Annotated in this window: 12 protein-coding genes; 6 read left to right on the top strand and 6 right to left on the bottom strand. The window is 74.8% G+C overall.

Annotated elements, in window-relative coordinates:
• Positions 1-20: 20 nt before the first annotated feature.
• Together LWC33_RS15960 and LWC33_RS15965 are read left to right on the top strand one after the other, a co-directional pair.
• Complete coding sequence (locus LWC33_RS15960; protein ID WP_233305174.1) at positions 21-2060, top strand: amylosucrase; 2040 nt, start codon at positions 21-23, stop codon at positions 2058-2060.
• Positions 2061-2578: 518 nt separating this feature from the next.
• On the top strand, positions 2579-3982 hold the full coding sequence (locus LWC33_RS15965; protein WP_233305175.1) for an alanine--tRNA ligase-related protein: 1404 nt from the start codon (positions 2579-2581) through the stop codon (positions 3980-3982).
• A 293-nt stretch (positions 3983-4275) separates the two neighbouring features.
• Here the strand turns inward: LWC33_RS15965 and LWC33_RS15970 are convergent, their stop codons facing one another.
• Positions 4276-6588 carry a bifunctional lysylphosphatidylglycerol flippase/synthetase MprF gene (locus tag LWC33_RS15970; RefSeq protein ID WP_233305176.1) on the bottom strand — a complete coding sequence of 771 codons (2313 nt, stop codon included), beginning with the start codon at positions 6586-6588 and terminating at the stop codon, positions 4276-4278.
• Complete coding sequence (locus tag LWC33_RS15975) at positions 6585-7868, bottom strand: alpha/beta hydrolase (protein ID WP_233305177.1); 1284 nt, start codon at positions 7866-7868, stop codon at positions 6585-6587. Before LWC33_RS15975 ends, LWC33_RS15970 begins: the two co-directional genes overlap by 4 nt.
• Before the next feature lie 316 nt (positions 7869-8184).
• Here LWC33_RS15975 and LWC33_RS15980 point away from each other — a divergent pair, with 316 nt between their 5' ends.
• Positions 8185-9384, top strand: a complete 1200-nt coding sequence (locus tag LWC33_RS15980) for a baeRF2 domain-containing protein (RefSeq protein ID WP_233305178.1) — start codon at positions 8185-8187, stop codon at positions 9382-9384.
• A 66-nt stretch (positions 9385-9450) separates the two neighbouring features.
• On the opposite strand, the gene LWC33_RS15985 is transcribed toward LWC33_RS15980, so the two are convergent.
• The 3 genes from LWC33_RS15985 to LWC33_RS15995 form a co-directional block, all read right to left on the bottom strand.
• Entirely contained in the window at positions 9451-9783 is a 333-nt protein-coding gene (locus tag LWC33_RS15985) for a GYD domain-containing protein (protein WP_233305179.1), read from the bottom strand.
• 99 nt (positions 9784-9882) lie between these two features.
• Positions 9883-10704 (bottom strand): hypothetical protein, encoded by an 822-nt coding sequence (locus tag LWC33_RS15990; RefSeq protein ID WP_233305180.1) that lies wholly within the window; start codon positions 10702-10704, stop codon positions 9883-9885.
• A 94-nt stretch (positions 10705-10798) separates the two neighbouring features.
• Positions 10799-11830 (bottom strand): methyltransferase, encoded by a 1032-nt coding sequence (locus tag LWC33_RS15995; protein WP_233305181.1) that lies wholly within the window; start codon positions 11828-11830, stop codon positions 10799-10801.
• Between the two features lie 535 nt (positions 11831-12365).
• Between LWC33_RS15995 and LWC33_RS16000 the strand changes: the two genes are divergently transcribed.
• From LWC33_RS16000 to LWC33_RS16010, 3 genes are all read left to right on the top strand, one after another.
• Complete coding sequence (locus LWC33_RS16000) at positions 12366-12839, top strand: hypothetical protein (RefSeq protein WP_233305182.1); 474 nt, start codon at positions 12366-12368, stop codon at positions 12837-12839.
• 179 nt (positions 12840-13018) lie between these two features.
• Entirely contained in the window at positions 13019-13579 is a 561-nt protein-coding gene (locus LWC33_RS16005; protein ID WP_233305183.1) for a PRC-barrel domain-containing protein, read from the top strand.
• A gap of 151 nt (positions 13580-13730) precedes the next feature.
• Entirely contained in the window at positions 13731-14984 is a 1254-nt protein-coding gene (locus LWC33_RS16010; protein ID WP_233305184.1) for a glycosyltransferase, read from the top strand.
• 49 nt (positions 14985-15033) lie between these two features.
• Here the strand turns inward: LWC33_RS16010 and LWC33_RS16015 are convergent, their stop codons facing one another.
• Positions 15034-16527 carry an ATP-binding protein gene (locus tag LWC33_RS16015; RefSeq protein WP_233305185.1) on the bottom strand — a complete coding sequence of 498 codons (1494 nt, stop codon included), beginning with the start codon at positions 16525-16527 and terminating at the stop codon, positions 15034-15036.
• Positions 16528-16677: the final 150 nt, after the last annotated feature.

Genomic DNA, 16677 nt, shown 5'->3' on the forward strand with positions numbered 1-16677 from the left:
GTGCGCGGCAGGATGGACGGGTGATCGACCGCGAGGGGCCGGCGTCGCCCGCGCCGCACCCCGGCGCGGCGGCGGATCCCGACGCCCGCCGCCGTCGTCCCGACGCCGAGCGGCGCCGCGCGGCGTCCGCCTGCCTGCGGTCCCTCCTGCCCGACCTGCGGCCCGAGGCCGAGGAGGCGCTCGGCCGGGCCGAGGCCGTCGCGTTCCTGGCCCGTCTCGAGCTCTGGTTCCCCGACCTGCACCTGCCGCTCGACGCCCTCTTCGGCGACCGGCACGACACCGACGCCCTCGCCGCCCGCCTGGTCCGCGACGCCCTCGCCGCCGCGGCGGCCCGGCCGGCGCCGATGCGCGATCTGGATCGCCGCCGCGAGGTGCATCCGCGCTGGTACCAGGACCCGCGGATGGTCGGCTACGTCGCCTACACCGACCGGTTCGCCGGCACGCTGCGCGGACTGCACGCCCGTCTCGACCACCTCGCCGAGCTGGGCGTGACCTACCTGCACCTCATGCCGCTGCTGCGCCCCCGGCAGGGGGAGAACGACGGCGGGTACGCCGTGGCCGACTACGGCGCCGTCGACCCCCGGCTCGGCACCCTCGGCGACCTGGAGGAGCTCGCCGGCGCGCTGCGGGCGCGGGGGATGAGCCTGTGCGTGGACCTGGTCCTCAACCACACCGCCCGCGAGCACCCGTGGGCGCGCGGCTGGCTCGCGGGCGACCCGCGGTACGCCGGCTTCTACACCGCCTTCCCCGACCGGACCCTGCCCGACGCCTACGAGGCGACCATCCCCGACGTCTTCCCCGACCGGGCGCCCGGCTCGTTCACGTGGGTGCCCGAGGCCCGCGACGGAGCGGGGGGCTGGGTGTGGACGACCTTCTGGGACTACCAGTGGGACCTCGACCACGAGAACCCCGAGGTCTTCGCGGCGATGCTCGGGACCGTGCTCGCGTTGGCCGACCGCGGCGTCGAGATCTTCCGGATGGACGCGGTGCCGTTCATGGGCAAGCGGCTGGGCACCAACTGCCAGAACCAGCCCGAGGTGCACGACATCCTGCAGGCCCTGCACGCGGCGGTGAAGCTCGCCGCCCCGGCGACCGTGTTCAAGGCCGAGGCGATCGTCGCGCCGGAGGACCTCGTGCCCTACCTCGGCGGACACCCCCGGCACCGGCCCGAGTGCGAGCTGGCCTACCACAACCAGCTGATGGTGCTGCTCTGGTCGTGCCTGGCGACGAAGGACGCGCGGCTCGCGGTGCAGGCGTTGCGACGCATGGACCCGATCCCGCTGGAGGCCTCCTGGGCCACCTACGTGCGATGCCACGACGACATCGGCTGGGCGGTCAGCGACGTCGACGCCGCCGCCGTCGGCTGGACCGGGCCGGCGCACCGGCGTTTCCTCAACGACTTCTACTCCGGCCGCTTCCCAGGTTCCTTCGCCCGCGGCGCGCTGTTCCAGGAGAACCCGGAGACCGGCGACGCCCGGATCTCCGGCAGCGCGGCCTCCCTCTGCGGGATCGAGCAGGCCCTCGACGTCGGCGACGGCGGCGCGCTCGAGGCCGGCATCCGGCGCCTCGTGCTGCTCTACGCGGTCGTCTACGCCTACGGCGGCGTGCCCCTGCTGTACATGGGCGACGAGCTCGCCCTCCGCAACGACCACTCCTACCTCGCCGACCCCGCCCTCGCCGCCGACAACCGCTGGATGCACCGGCCCTGGCTCGACGCCGGCGCCTTCGCCCGGCGGCACGACACCACCTCCGTGGAGGGCCGGGTGTCCGGCTGGCTGCGCCGACTCGCCGCCACCCGCGCCGAGTTGCTCGCCCTGCACGCCGGCGCCCCCGCCGAGGTGCTCGTGCTCGACGACCCGCACGTCCTCGCCTGGCGCCGCCGCCACCCCCGCAGCGGCACCTTCCTCGGGCTGGCCAACTTCGCCGAGCACCCCGCCTCGGTCGACGCGGGCCTGGTCGCGGGGCTCGACACGGTGCTCGCCCCGGACGGGCCGGTCCAGGTCCACGGGGGCCGCGCCCACCTCCCCGCCCTGAGCTTCGCCTGGCTCGCCGAACCCTGAGCGGGAGCGGTCCGCGGCGCGGTCCATGATCACTGCTCGTGGACGGAGAGGGCCGATTTCCGACTTTTCTGCTCCAGGTTCGGCGATCACGAGGAGCAGCGCGACCGCAGCGGTGATCATTGTGGCGCTCTGCCCGTGATCATTGTTCGGGACCGATTTCCGCCAGAGGCGGCACTTCTCCGTCCCGAATGGCGATCATTCGAGGAATGGCGGGCTCGGTCCCCGACATGATCGCCGGTCGTGGAGGGAGAGGGTCGATTTCCGACCTTCCCCGTCCATGACCAGCGATCAAGAGCTGGTCTCGCCCGGCCGCCGATCGCCGCCGTCGGCACACCCAAGACCGCGGGCCGGGGAGGACGACGTCGGCGACGGCCGAGCCGAAGGAGCCGGGCCGTGGCCGCGATTCGTCACCGCACGCGATTCCTGCACGACCACGCGTGACGGGATCTCCACTTCTTCCGAAGCTGTACCCCGTTCTGGCCTTTTGGTGCGGCCGATCTCCTCGGGAGGATCGGGGAATGGACGCACAGGACATCCGCCGGGCATTCCTCGACATGCTCCGCCAGGACGGCCACGCGGTCGTGACGCGCGCGCCGATCGTCCTGCGCGACGACCCCACGACCCTGTTCACCGGGTCCGGGATGCAACCGCTGTTGCCGTACCTGCTCGGGGCCGAGCACCCGCAGGGCGCCCGCCTCGCCGACGTCCAGCCGTGCCTGCGCGCCCAGGACATGGACGAGGTCGGCGACAACCGGCACACCACGTTCTTCGAGATGCTCGGGAACTGGAGCCTCGGTGACTACGGCAAGGCGGAGCAGATCCCGCGGGTGTTCCGTTTCCTGGTCGACGTCGTGGGCCTCGACCCGAACCGGCTCTACGTGACGTGTTTCCTCGGTGATCCGGTGCACGGGGTCCCGCGCGACGAGGAGAGCGCCGAGATCTGGGAGCGGCTCTTCGCCGAGCGCGGCATCGAGTGCCGGCGCATCGACCTCGGCACCGAGGAGTACGGCAACGAGCACGGCAACCAGGGGGCCCGCATCGCGTTCTACGGCGACAAGAACTGGTGGAGCCGCTTCGGCGCCCCGGACGACATGCCCGTCGGCGACCCGGGCGGTCCCGACTCCGAGGTCTTCTACTACTTCCCGCAGGTCGAGCACGACACCCGCTACGGCCGGTTCCCGCACCAGAACTCCGACGGCGGTCAGTACCTGGAGATCGGCAACTCGGTCTTCATGACCTTCCGCAGGACGGAGACCGGTGTCGCCGAGCTCCCCAAGCACAACGTCGACTTCGGCGGCGGGCTCGAGCGCATCGCCGCGGCGTCGCTCGACGACCCCGACGTCTATCGGGTCAGCCTGCTGTGGCCGATCGTCGAGAAGCTGCAACAGATGTCCGGGAAGGCCTACGACGGCGGCGCCCCGGAGATCGTCCACGCCATGCGGGTGGTGGCCGACCACCTCCGTGGTGCCGCCTTCCTGGCCGCCGACGGGGTGAAGCCCGGGAACAGCAAGCAGGGCTACGTGATGCGTCGGCTGGTCCGCCGGGCACTGCGCTTCGGCCTGGAGCTCGAGCTCACCGAGGGCGTGGCCGTCGAGCTGGTCCCGATCGTCGGCAAGCTGTTCGCCGACGTCTACCCCGAGGTGGCCGAGCAGGAGGAGCGGATCGTCGCGGTCCTGCAGAAGGAGGAGCGGCAGTTCGCGCGAACCCTGCGCAAGGGGCTGTCGATGCTGCGCCGGCTGCACCGTCAGGGCGAGGTCGTGACCGGTGAGCACCTGTTCGAGCTGCACGACACCTTCGGCATGCCTCTCGAGCTCAGCCTCGAGGAGGCGGAGCGCAAGGGCTACGCGCTGGCCGCGGACTGGCGCCCGGTGTTCGACGGCCTGATGGAGGCCCAGCGGGACCGCTCGCGCGCGGCCGTCTGACCCTGCCGCTCCGGACCGGGCCCGGCACCGCGACCGGGCCCGGCACCGCGACCGGGCACCGCACCGCGACCGAGCGCCTGGACCGCGACGGAGCCCCCGGAACGCGACCGGGGGCCGATCGCGTATGGCGATCGGCCCCCGGCCGGACGTTGGTGGAGGACACAGGAATTGAACCTGACAGGGCGCCCCAAGTGCGCATCCCCCGTGCGGAAGGAAAGCTAGCGCGTCCTTTCCGTCACCACAAGACCCCGCCTCCGCGGATCATCGCCGAACACGCAGGAAATCGACCTTCCTCAGTGCTGCGGAGGCTCCTTGTCGCCCCCGGAGAAACCCGCCGCGAGCAGCTGCCGAGGCGTCGCGTCGGGGAGATACGCACGCGTGAGAGCGATTCCGATACGGGGGAGGTCCGCCTCGTCACGGAATGCGAGGTGCACCGGTTCGTAGCGCGGCGAGAACTTGGCCTTGAACGCGTGCAGGGAACGGAAACCGTAGAACGGTTCGAGCGCTCCGCCGAGCTTGTCGAGCAGCCGGTCGGTGCGGTCGAGCTCGGCCTCGTACTCGCCACGGGCCAGCGGGGCCCCGGAGAGCGAGATGAACTCGTAGCCCTCCTGGCCGAAGGTGAGGCAGGCCGAGGCGATCATGAACTCCATGGCCGAGCGGAACCCGTCCGTCCGGCGCCGCATGACGTCGAGGGTCCAGCCGCGGACCCGGCCGCCCTCGGCGTGGACGGGCAGCCAGGACGTGACGCCGTGGATGCTGCCGCCGGCGTCGATCGCCAGCCCGACCTTCACCGCCGGGTCCAGCGCCTCGTCGACGCCGCCGAGGGTGAAGCCCATCTCCGGCAGCCCCTTGTCGCCCACCCACTCCTCGGAGATCGCCCGGACCTGGGCGAGGACGGCGAAGGGCTGCTCGGCGAGGGTGACCACCCGGAACTCGATGCCCTCGCGCCTCGCCTTGTTCAGCGCGGTGCGGATGTCCTGCCACTTCTTGCCCGTGAAGGCGATCCCGGGCAGGTCGATGAGGGTGTCCTCGGCGATCTGCACGGTGCGCCAGCCGGCGGCCCGGGCGGCCTCGGCGGCGGTGTCGGTGACCGAGAACAGGCACGGCGTGAGCCCGCCGCGCTCGGCGTCCTCGGTGAACTCGGTGACGGCCGCGGCGACGGTGCCCTGCGGGGCCACCGGGTCGGCGAGGGCGAGGGCGATCCCCGCATGCCGCTGGTAGCCCACGTAGCCGCGGCCGTCGCGCAGGAAGTAGTAGCGCATCTCCGGCCACAGCGTCATCCAGGACATCGTCGACCCGCCCACCGAGGTGAGCAGGGTCCGGGCGCGCTCGAGGGCGTCGGCCTCGCCGGCGGCGACCCCGCCCGGCATCCGCCGTCGGATCCGGACCCGGAAGGCGCGCCGGTTGAACAGCAGGACGACCAGCTCGGCGATCCACAGCACCCCGGTGCCGAGGGTGATCGCCTCGTCGGTCACCACCCCGCCCACCAGCAGGATGACCACGGCGGCCACCGCGACCAGCGCGTTCAGCACGCCGAGGACGACGGTGACCCACCACGCCCACCGCTTGCCCAGCCGCAGGGCGTTGGCGACGATCCCGACGATCACGATGTCGATCAGCACGTCGAGCAGCGACGTCGTCTCCCCGGCGGTCTCGCCGAAGGGGCCGCGGCCGGGGAACAGCAGCACCACGAGCTCGGTCAGCGCGATCGCGACGAGCCCGGCGAAGGCCAGCAGCCGCGTCTCCCGCCGGGTCTGCGGCCCGAAGCCGGGCTCCACCCCGAACAGCCGCTGGCCCACCACGAACCCGGTCGTGACGGCGACGAGGTGGGCGACGTCGGAGAGTGTGCCCTCGAACAGGAAGGCCACCAGGACGGAGAAGCCGAGCAGCGCCCGGATCCGCAGCCGCCACGGCGACCGGAGGGCGGCCGTGGTGACCGCGAGGACGGTGAGTGCGCCGGTGGTGAACCCGGCGTCGCGCACGGTGACCAGGTGCACCGCCCAGGGCCACGACGTGTGCGCCAGGGCCCAGATCAGCAGCGACGCCACCAGCACGCCGCCGATCTCGCCGGCGAGCGCGGCGACCGCCACGACCCTCGTCCCCATCCGGATCTCGCACGCGCCCACCACGATCGCGAACAGCAGCAGCCCGCTGACGTACTGGCCGGGTGTGATGGCGAAGAACCAGCCGGTGAACAGGGTCCAGACCCGGCCCTCCTGCAGCGCGGGCACGCCGTAGGCGACCTGCGGGAACCAGCCCTCCTGCCAGAGCGGGCGCCAGATCGTGCGCCCCACCAGCCCGACGAGCAGGGTGACCGCGACCACGGTGATCGTGAACGGGGTCCGGCGCCAGGCGTGGGGGAGGGCCGCGGTCAGCCGGGAGGCCCAGACCTCGAAGGGCGCCGTCCGGCCGGCCGCCACGGGCAGCAGGGCCGACGCCGGCGGCGCGGAGGCCGCCGTGACGGGTGCGGTGGGCGGCGGGCCGGGGGCCTTGGCTGGTTTCCCGCCGGCGCGTTTCCCGGCGGGACGTTCGGTGGCCGGCGCCTCGACGGGCGGCGCGGTCGACGCCCGCAGCTCGGTCGTCGGCCCGACGTTCGGTGCGCTCACCCGACCGTCGCCGTCAGTCCGAGTCGTGGACCCAGGAAGTCCATCGCCGGCGGGAGCGACGCGTGCGGCACCCCCCACGAGTGCCCCTGGCCCGGGACGACCTGGGTCCGCACCGTCATCCCGGCCCGCTGCGCCGCCGTCGAGACCTCGGTCTGCCATGCCCCCACCTCCGGTTCGTCCGCACCGCAGGCGAAGTAGCCCCAGACCTCGGGGTAGCGCCGCTGCGCGAGCAGGGTCAGCGGCGTGAGCGCGTCGAACGCCGCGGTGTCGCCGTGGAACGCGATCGCGATCGTCTGCGTCCGGTCGGCGCTGATCGCGGGCTCGCGCTCGCCCGCCATGTCGACGAAGTTCGGGTACAGGTCCGGGTGCCGGGTGGCCATCTGGATCGCGCAGGTGCCGCCGAAGGACCAGCCGCCGAAGGCCCAGTGCGCGTGGTTCGCGTCGATCCCCAGGTTGCCCTCGATCCAGCGCGGCACGTCGACCGACAGGTAGGTGTCGGCCTTGGCGACGTCCGAGTCCATGCACATGGTGTTGTCCCCGTCCGCCCCGTTCGGGTCGACGACGACGGTCACCGGCGCGAGCCCGCCGTGCCGCTGCGCGACGTCGTCCATCACGGTCTGCAGCGTGCCGCCGACGACCCAGTCCTCCGGACCGCCCGGCTGGCCGGCGACGAGGACGAGCACGGGCAGCAGCGGCGCGTTAGGGGAGTTGTAGGCCGCGGGGAGGTAGAGCTGGGCGTCCCGGCCGGTGAACCCGCTGACGGTGCCGGGGATCGGGGAGGTCTCGATGCTCGACGCGCCGGTGGCCGGGCCCTTCCAGCGTGTGGCGACCGGGGTGGTCATCGACCGGGAGGGGGCGCCGTGCCCGCCGGTGAAGGACCGCTCGTCGGTGCCGGCCAGCGCGGCGAGGGTCGGGTACTGCTCGTAGTAGACGTTCACCTGCGACGCCGCCGCCACCACGACGAGCAGCCCGCACACGAGCGCGAGGACCTTCCGGCCGGGGCGGGTGCCGAACAGCGAGCCGAGCGCGAGCACCACCCCGCCGGACCCGATCGCGACCCAGAGCAACACCTGCCGGGGGAGGGGCTCGGGCACGAGCGCCAGCTGGTTCACGACCAGCAGGTTCAGCCCGGCGAACACCAGGGCTGCGACGAGGACGGCCACGACCGCCGCGGCCACCGCGCCGCGCCCCCACCGCGTGAGCAACCCGAACGCCGCGAGTCCGCCCACGGCCAGCAGCACGATCGGCAACCACCCGTCGACGAGCGAGAGACCGCCCACCGCGCTCCTCCCACCGCCCCGACGACCACCTCGTGATCGTCCCGGTGATCGTCGTCCGGTTCGTCACGGCTGGCCGGGTCGTTACGGTCCAGGGTGGACCGGCCACCGTCCGGCACCGGAATTCACCCGCCCGGGTGTGCGCGACCGGCGTCCGTGGCACGCGGCCGACCTCGGCGGACGACGCGCGACGAGCGCCGGGCACGGCGTCCGCGCGAGGCGGTGCCCGTTTCGTCGCGGGGCCACCGGGTACCGCCGACCTCGACCGTGTCTGTCCGTCGACAGGGCCCGCCCCGCGGCGCCCGGAACGGAGGAACCCGTGCGACTCGACTGGCTGCGCGACGCCTGCGCGGCGCCCGGCCCCTTCGCGACCGTCGTCCTCGACGTCACCCACGACACCGAGGACGCGGCGCGCCAGGACGAGCTCCGCCGCCACGGCGTCCGCGAGGAGCTCACGGGGCAGGGTGCGCCGGAGTCCGTCGTCGAGGCCGTCGACGGCGCGCTGGCGTCCGGCCCGACGCCCGACGGGACCGGCGGGCGGGTGCTCGTGGCGGCCGCGAAGGGCGTCCTCGTCGACGCCGAGCTGCCGGCGCCGCCGCGCGCCGCCGTCACCACGTGGTCGCCGCTGCCCGACCTGACCAGCGTCACGGAGGCCGTGCGCGAGGAGGTCCCGGTCGTCGTCGTGCGGATCGACGACAAGGGCGGCGAGGTGCTCGCCCCCGGGGACACCGAGCCGGAGGAGGTCCGCGGCCGCGACCACCCGGTGCACAAGGTCCGGGGCGGCGGTGTGTCGACCCTGAACATGCAGGAGCGGGTGGAGGAGACCTGGCGGGAGAACACCGCCGACGTCGCCGCGCGGGTCGACGCCCGGGTGCGGGCCAGCGCCGCGCGGGCCCTCGTGGTCCTCGGCGACTCGCAGGCCCGGTCCCGGCTGGTCGACGCGCTGCCGGAGCGCTCGGCGCGGATCGTCGCCGAGGTCGAGCACACCGGGGGTGCCTCGCCGGACGCGCTGCCGGACACGGTCGCCGCGGCGGTCGAGGACGTCCTCGACACCGAGCGCCGCGGGGCCTGGGAGCACTACCGGCAGCTGGCCGGGCGGCCCGACGGACAGGCCGTGACCGGGCTGGCCGACGTCGTCGCGGCGGTGCGCGCCGAGGCCGTCGACACCCTGTTCCTCGACCCGGCCACGCTGACCGACGGCGAGGTGTGGGCCGGGTCCGAGCCGACGCACCTCGGCGTGCAGCGCGAGGAGCTCGAGGCGCTCAACGCCGGCGACGCCCGCCGGGTGCCCGCGGTGCCGGCGGTGATCCGGGCGCTGGCGTGTCAGGGCGGACAGCTCGTGCGGCTCGACGACCCGACCGTGGTCCGCGGCAAGGACCGGCTCGACGACGCCCGGCAGGCCGACGAGGAGGCGCGCGCCGCGGCGGACGCGACGGGGGAGGAGGCGCCCGAGCCCGGTCTCCTCGCGCACGGCGAGCTGGCCGACGGCGTCGGCGCCACCCTGCGCTTCCCGATCTGAGGCGGTCCGGTCCGGAGCCACGACCCATCCCGCGGGGGTGTGTCGTGGCTCCGTGGCGTACGGGCCTCAGGTCCCCGGAGGGACGTACGCCTGCTGCGACCGACCTGCCTTGTCGAGCACGTCGACCAGCTCGGCCGGGGTGATCAGCTCGCGGGTCTCGTGCCGGTCGAACGAACCCGTCGAGGTCACCGCGACCGAGATGGCCGCCGCGGCCCGCGAGTCGGGCGCGTCGATGATCAGGATGCCGTCGTGCCCGCCGAACATGTAGTACAGCGCCTCGAGCTGCGCGCCCTGGGCCTCGACCGCGGTCCGGACGGCGGCCGTGCGGTCGTTGGGCTTCATCACCATCCGGTTCCACGTCTCCGGGCTGTAGCTGAAGAAGAACGCGAACTTCGCCATCTCGACCTCCCCTGTCGCCTGCGTGGCTCGCTCCTGCGGGACCCCTCAGCGTGCTCCCGTCCGTCGCCCGTTGTCGCTGCGTAGAGATACGTACGCGGGTCAGGTGGCCGGCGCGAGGAGGGCGCCGCGCCGGTCCAGGAGGGCGTCGGCGACGGCATCGTGCCCGGCGTCGGCCAGGGCGGGGGCGTAGGCGTCGACGAACTCGACGTACACGCCCACGAGATGGGCCCGGAGGTCCTCGACCGCGGCAGCGCGATCGTCGATGCCGGACTCGCGCCAGCGCATGGCGGCGTGCGCGAGCGGCGCGTGCGCGCCCTCGTGCCCGTACCAGGTCGCCGCGGCGTCGTTGTGGCCCATGCGGCCGGACGCCAGCGTGTAGAGGAAGCGGATCGGGAACAGCGCCGCCTTGCTCGCCGCCCGCGGACCGGCGGCGACCAGGTCCTCGGGCCGGTGCAGGCCGGCGAGGTAGGCGTCGTCGAACTTCTCGACGGCGAACCGCGCCGCCTCCACGACCAGCGTCGTCCGGTCGGGCCGGGCCGCGCCGCCGCGCCGGTCGGCGCCGTACAGCAGACGCCCGGCGTCGAGGAGGTCGAGCCGGTCCACCGCGGGGAGCCGCGACCGCTCACCGGCGCCGTGGCGCACGCCGTGCCAGTCCGACCAGAAGACCGACAGCCGCTCCGCGAGCGGGCCGCCCGCCCGGGCGACGGTGGCCCGCCTGATCTCCGCCATGCGGTCGGCGACGTCCTCGAGAAGGGCGTCGAGGATCACCGCCACGTCGACGTCGCTCGCGAGCGGGGCGAACCCGCCGTGGGCCAGGCTGCCCAGCGCGAACACGGCGTCGAGGTGCTCGCCCAGGACCTCGCGCGCCACGGCGGTCGCCGTCCGCAGCACCAGCTCGCCGCCCTCGCGGTCGTCGGCCATCGGGGCAGCCTGACACAGCGTGCCGGACGACGGCGGGCCGCACCGGCCCACGCACCCGAGGGCGGCGACCTCCGAGGTGATTGCGCGACCTCGCCTACTTGAGCCCGACGACCATCGACTCGGGTCCCGCGAGGGGGCGGACGTAGCTCTCCTCGAACCCTGCCTCGGCAAGCCACCCCTGGCAGTCCGCGCCGGTGTAGTCGGCCCCGTCGGGCGTCTCGATCAGCATGTTGAGGCTCATCAGCAGCCCGAACGTGTTCGCGCGCCGCTCGTCGTCGATCACCGTGTCGTAGACGATCACTGCGCCACCGTCCGGCAGGACGTCGTAGGTGCGGCGCAACAGTGCCTTCTTCGCCTCCTGTCCCCAGTCGTGCAGGATGTGGCCCAGCACGTAGACCTCCGCCGGCGGCAGGGGGTCGGTGAAGAAGTCCCCGGCGGTAAAGGTGAGCCGGCTACTCAGGCCGTGTCCGGCCACGAACTTCTCGAAGATCGGGCCGGCCGGGGGCAGGTCGACGCCGGTCCCACGCAGGTGCGGGTGCCGCAGGGCCACCTGCACGGGCAGCATGCCCTGGGCGGTGCCCAGGTCGCAGAAGCTCTGATGACGCTCCCATGGGAACGTGTCGGCGATCGCCGCCGCAGCCCCCGCGCTCAGGGCACTCATGGCGGCGAGGAACCCGGCCAGCCGGTCGGGGTCGGCGTACAGGGCGGAGAAGAAGTCCTCGCCGTTCTTGGCCTCGTTCTGCGGGCGTCCGGTGCGCAGGCCCTCGGTCAACGAGCCCCAGAAGCCGTAGAGGCGAGCGTTGAGCATCTCGAGCAGTCCGCCGACGTAGGTGGGCTTTCCGGGGACGAGGAACAGGTCGGTCTCGGCGGTGTTCCGGTAGCGCGGCTCCGCGGCGGCGTCCCGATCGAGCATCTCCAACGCCACGAGCGCGTCGAAGAAGTCGCGCGCGGAGCGCGGATGCAAGCCAAGCCGGTCGCGGAGCTCCTCGGCGGGCAGCGGACCGGCCGCGAGAACCCCGAAGACGCCGAGCTCGACCGCGCTCAGCAAGGTCTTCGATCCCCAGAACGCCGAGCCCAGTCCCAGGATCCGCTCCGGCGTCGGACCGGCCGATGTCGTGCCACCCATGATCATTCCCTCCTCGCCCACACCGGGTCCGCACCGCGGACACGTACCAAACGGCGCTCTCTCGGAGACCCTTCGCGGCCGAAGACCGACTTCGTGACCTACTCGTGGGTCACCCCGATCCGGACCGCGCAGTCTAGGGAGCGGCGCCCACTCATGGAGATCCGTTACGTACTTCTGCGTACTGCTGCAAGGGCGCGCGAGTGCGCGGTGCGCAACTACTCCGGCGGACCGAACCTGCCGTACCTCCGCTCGCCCCTGCCCGATGAGGTGCTCGGGATCCGGGCCGAGGCCGACGCCGGGGTCGACGTCGAGAAGGCCACCTCCCCCCGCCCCGACATGATCCCCGGCGTGTCCGACCTGCCGACGCAGCTGCTGCACGAGGGCGCGATCGGCCGGGGGTCGGGCGATCGGGGGACGGCGGGATCGGCCGGTCCGTCCGCCGGCCGCCCGACGGGACGGCGGCCCGCGCGGGAGCAGGGTCAGGGCATCGGAGCCGCACCACTCCCGACGCCCCGCCGGACCCAGGAGGACCGCCATGAGCACCACGACCACGATCACCGCCCAGCCGGAGGGCCCCGAGGACGACCGCCGCGACGGACCCGACGGCCCCGACGCCTCCGCCGCCCGCGCGGTCCCGGCCGGGAACGAGCCGGCCCCGACGCGTCGCACGCGGGCCGGGAGCTGGGCCTATGCCCTCGGCGGGATGGACTGCTACGGCTACGGCCTCGGCTACGACTACTGGACCGCGCTGCACGCCGCGACGGGCGGTGACGACCCCCGGAACCGCGAGGAGACCACCCCCGGGACCGGCCGGGCCGTCGCCCTCCTGATCGTCGGGCTCGTCGCCGCCGCGGCCGTCACCCTCGGGTTGATCATCGCTCTCGGCGGGCACGCCGCCACCTCGACCGCGGCCACCTCGACAGCCGCGAGCACGGCCGCGACGACGACCGCCGGCCGGACCGTGCCTGCCGGTCACGAGGGCGTGCAGGTCACCCCCGTCCACCCGTGATCCACGTGCGCACTCCCGCACCGGGGCGCGCCCGATCCTGTGTGCCCGGCGGTCCCGCGCAGGTGTGAGGGCACCCACGAGGGGTGTGCGACGGGAATGGCCGGGCACCCCTGCGGGGACGGCCCGGATGTCCGGGCCACCACGACTCCAGGAACACTCCAGGAACCGGGGAGGAACCCATGGCGGACCTCGACGATCCCGCCCGCGTGCAGGGCCTGACGGTGCGCGACCGGGACGGCGCCGACCTCGGCTCCGTCGACGCCGTCTACGTCGACGACGCGACGCAGAGGCCGGAGTGGGTCGTGCCGACCGGCGGCCTCGCGGGCTCGCGCCGCGCCGCACTGCCGCTGGCGGGCGGCATGATCGAGGACGGTGAGCTCCACCTGCCCTACGACGCCGAGCAGCTGCGCACGGCGCCCGAGGTCCCCGAGGGGAAGCTGAGCCCCGAGACCGAGGCGGCCCTGTTCGACCACTACGGCGTGCCGCACGGCGGCCCGACCGAGACGGCACAGGTGGACGACCCGCGCCCGCGGCCCTCCGGCCGGCACGGCGACGGGCGCCACGAGCGGGTCGAGGACGACCGCGTCGAGCGCGACCACGTGGCCGCGGGGGCCGACGGCTTCGACGATCCCGCGGCCCCCGACACCGGCTCCGACGCCGGCTCCCAGGGCACGGACAACGGCACCGGAACCGCGACCGGCTCCGGGGGCGACGCCGTGCCCGGCGTCCGGTCGGGCTGAGCCCGGCCGCCCTCCCGGCCCGGTACCCGAGCCGTTGCGCCTCACCGCCCGCCGACCAGCGTTGGCGTGCCGGGCCGCAGGTCCGTACGGTCCGGGGGAGGTACCCGTGCGGCCCCGCTGCGGTCGCACGACGCGGAGGAGGGGAGCCCCGGTGCGCGTCGAGATCGTCTGTGACCGGTGCAGCCCGCTGGCCGAACCCGGCCGGCCGGGCCACGGCGGACTGAGCGAGCACCTGGCCGGGCTCGGCGCGGATCTCGCGGCGGCCGGCCACGAGGTGACCGTCCTCGTCCGCCGGGACTCGCCCGACCAGCACCCCGTGGTGCGCGCGTCCGAGCGGCTGGAGGTCCGGCACGTCGACGCCGGACCCGCCGCCCCGCTGTCCGAGGACCGGCTGGTCACCCAGGTGCCGGTGCTCGCCGAGGAGCTGGAGCGCCGGTGGCGGGCCCGACGGCCGGACGTCGTGCACGCCCACTCCTGGACCGCCGGCCTGGCCGCCGCGGCGTCCGCCCGCGAGCTGGGCCTGCCCTTCGTCGTGACCCTGCCCGGGGTCGGTGAGCGGCCGGTCGACCCGGCCGTCGACAGCCGCGGCCGCGCCTCGGCCGAGCACGTGCTCGTGGCCCGCGCCGACCGGGTCCTCGCGAGCGGCGAGGACGACGTGTTCGCCCTGGTCCGGCTCGGTGCCCGCCGCTCCGCGATCCGCGTCGTGCCCTACGGCGTGGACACCACGACCTTCCAGCCGGACGGGCCGACCCTGCGCCGCGGCGAGCACCCGCGGCTGCTGGCGGTCGCCGGTCTCGACGTCGAGGCGGGTGTGCAGGACATCATCCGCGCGCTGCGCACGGTGCCCGAGGCCGAGCTGATCGTGGCCGGGGGACCGCGCACGGACGATCCGGAGGTCGATCCGGCCCGGGACCGCGACCTGGCCCGGCTGCACGCCGTGGCCCGGGAGGCCCGCGTCGAGCGGCGCGTCCGGTTCCTCGGGGCCGTGCGCCGGGAGACGTTGCCGGCGCTCCTGCGCTCCGCCGACGCGCTCGTCCACGTGCCGCACCAGACCGGCTTCGGCATGGTCGCGCTCGAGGCCATGGCCTGCGGGCGCGCGGTGGTCGCGTCGGCCGTCGGCGCGCTCACCGAGACCGTCGTCGACCAGGTCACCGGGGTCCTCGTGCCGCCCGCCCGGCCGGACGCGTTGGCCCACGCGTTGCGCGCGCTGCTGCGGGAGGGCGCGGTGCCGCTGGCCTTCGGTATCGCGGGCCGCGACCGGGCGGTGTCCCGGTACGGCCGGGACCGGCTGACCGCCGCCGTCGAACAGGTGTACCGGGAGGCCGCGGAGGGCCGCGGGCAGGCTCTCGGGGAGACCGGCGGAACCGGCGTGCCCGCCGGCGCCCACCTCGACGGCGCGGGCTGACCGTCGGGGAGCACCGGGCGACGCCCGCCCTTGCGACGGGCCCGCCCGGTCAGGCGCTCTCGGCCCGATCGGTCAGGAGATGCGCGAGCCCGGTCAGCTCCAGCACCGGGCGCGCGACGCTGCCCGGCGGCGCCACCACACGCAGGTCGGTGTCCGGGTCGAGCTGGTGCAGCAGCCGTACCCCGGCGCTGGCGAACAGCGTGGTGGCGGACAGGTCGAGGACGCACGGCTCCCCGTCCGCCGCGGCGTCGAGCAGCGCCGCCCGCAGGGTGGGGACGGCCGGCAGGTCCACGTCCCCGTGCACGTGGAGCACGCCGGGGACCTCCCCGGGACGGACGGCGAACATCTCGGGGACGGCTTCGGGTCGGGGACGTGGGGCGTCCCCGACCGCGACCGGCCTGCCGACCGCCAGGACCGCGGTGACCGAGGTGCCGTCCGGGCCGGGGTCCACCACCACGGCGTCGCAGAGGTCGCGGACGACCGCGAGGCCGAAGCCGGCGCCGTCGGCGTCGTCCTCGGGCCCGTCCGTCTCCGGGGGCCGCCAGGTGCCGTCGTCGGCGACCGTGATGCTCAACCCGGCCCCGGTCAGCTCGGCGTCCACCCGGATCTCGCCGGTGGCGCCCTCGGGGTAGGCGTGCTCGATCGCGTTGGCGGCGAGCTCGGAGACCACCATCGGTGCCGCGACCACGGTCCGGGGCGCCACGCCCGCCGCCTCCAGCCAGCGCGTGACGGTCTCGCGCAGCGGGCTCAGGGCGAACGGGTCGACCGGCAGCACCAGCCGCAGCGGCTCGACGGGCGTGAGGGGTCGGTACGCGGCGAGAACCGCCACGCCGCCCCGCGGCGCCCGCGCGGCGATCCGGTCGCAGAGCGCGGCGGGGTCGTCGGACGGGGTGTCCCGATCGAGCCGGAGACCGTTCCCGCCGCCTCGGCCGGGACGGGTCCGCCCGCGGCCCTCCACGAGGTCGTCGGAGTACAGCAGGAGCGTGTCCCCGCGGGCCAGTCGCGCACGGTGGGGCACCGGGGGCGCGGCGCCGACGCCCAGCGGGCCGTAAGCCTGGCCGGGCAGCGGCGCGAGCCCGTCCGGCCCGCGCACCAGCGCCGGGGGATGGGCGCCGCGGGCGTGCTCCAGCTCCCCGTCCGGGCCCACCACGACGACGGTGAGCGACGCGCCGTGCAGCGCGGTGTCGACGCTCGCGGCCCGGTCGACCTGCTCGAGGGCCTCGGCGAGCGACGGTGCGGTGTGCAGCGCCTGGCGGAGCACGGTGCGCAGGCCGGTGACGGCGCCGGGCCGCGGTGCGGGACCCACGAGGTCGCCGACGGCGAGGGCGAGCCGTCCGTCCGGCAGCGGCACGACGTCGAGCCAGTCGCCGGCGGGCGCGGCGCCGTCGGCGGACGGGATCGCGGCGGGTCCGGGCGGGGTGGCGGGCACCCACAGCGCGGCCAACCGGAGATCGGGGAGCAACGGCAGCGCCGCGGGCAGGTGCGCGGGGGGAGCGTCGCGGGCCGGAGTGGGGTCGCGGGCCGGACGGGAGTCGGCGTTCACGTCGCTCCTCTCCGGCCGCCGGCGCGCGGCGGCGATCTGCCCGGTGGGACCGGGCCTGCCGAGGATAGAGGCCGGGTCCGTGCGTCGTGCGATATGTCCGTCGCCCCCGTCGTCGGGCGTCTCGTGAGTCGTCTCCCGGGTGGTTTCGTG

The organism is Pseudonocardia terrae (assembly GCF_021343995.1).
Classification (GTDB): domain Bacteria; phylum Actinomycetota; class Actinomycetes; order Mycobacteriales; family Pseudonocardiaceae; genus Pseudonocardia; species Pseudonocardia terrae.

What these genes read in the sequence shown, in the direction of transcription:
- LWC33_RS15965 (WP_233305175.1), top strand. Translation starts at nt 2,579, where the DNA reads ATGGACGCACAGGACATCCGCCGGGCATTCCTCGACATGCTCCGCCAG.
- LWC33_RS15985 (WP_233305179.1), bottom strand. Translation starts at nt 9,783, where the DNA reads ATGGCGAAGTTCGCGTTCTTCTTCAGCTACAGCCCGGAGACGTGGAAC.
- LWC33_RS15990 (WP_233305180.1), bottom strand. Translation starts at nt 10,704, where the DNA reads ATGGCCGACGACCGCGAGGGCGGCGAGCTGGTGCTGCGGACGGCGACC.
- LWC33_RS15995 (WP_233305181.1), bottom strand. Translation starts at nt 11,830, where the DNA reads ATGGGTGGCACGACATCGGCCGGTCCGACGCCGGAGCGGATCCTGGGA.
- LWC33_RS16000 (WP_233305182.1), top strand. Translation starts at nt 12,366, where the DNA reads ATGAGCACCACGACCACGATCACCGCCCAGCCGGAGGGCCCCGAGGAC.
- LWC33_RS16005 (WP_233305183.1), top strand. Translation starts at nt 13,019, where the DNA reads ATGGCGGACCTCGACGATCCCGCCCGCGTGCAGGGCCTGACGGTGCGC.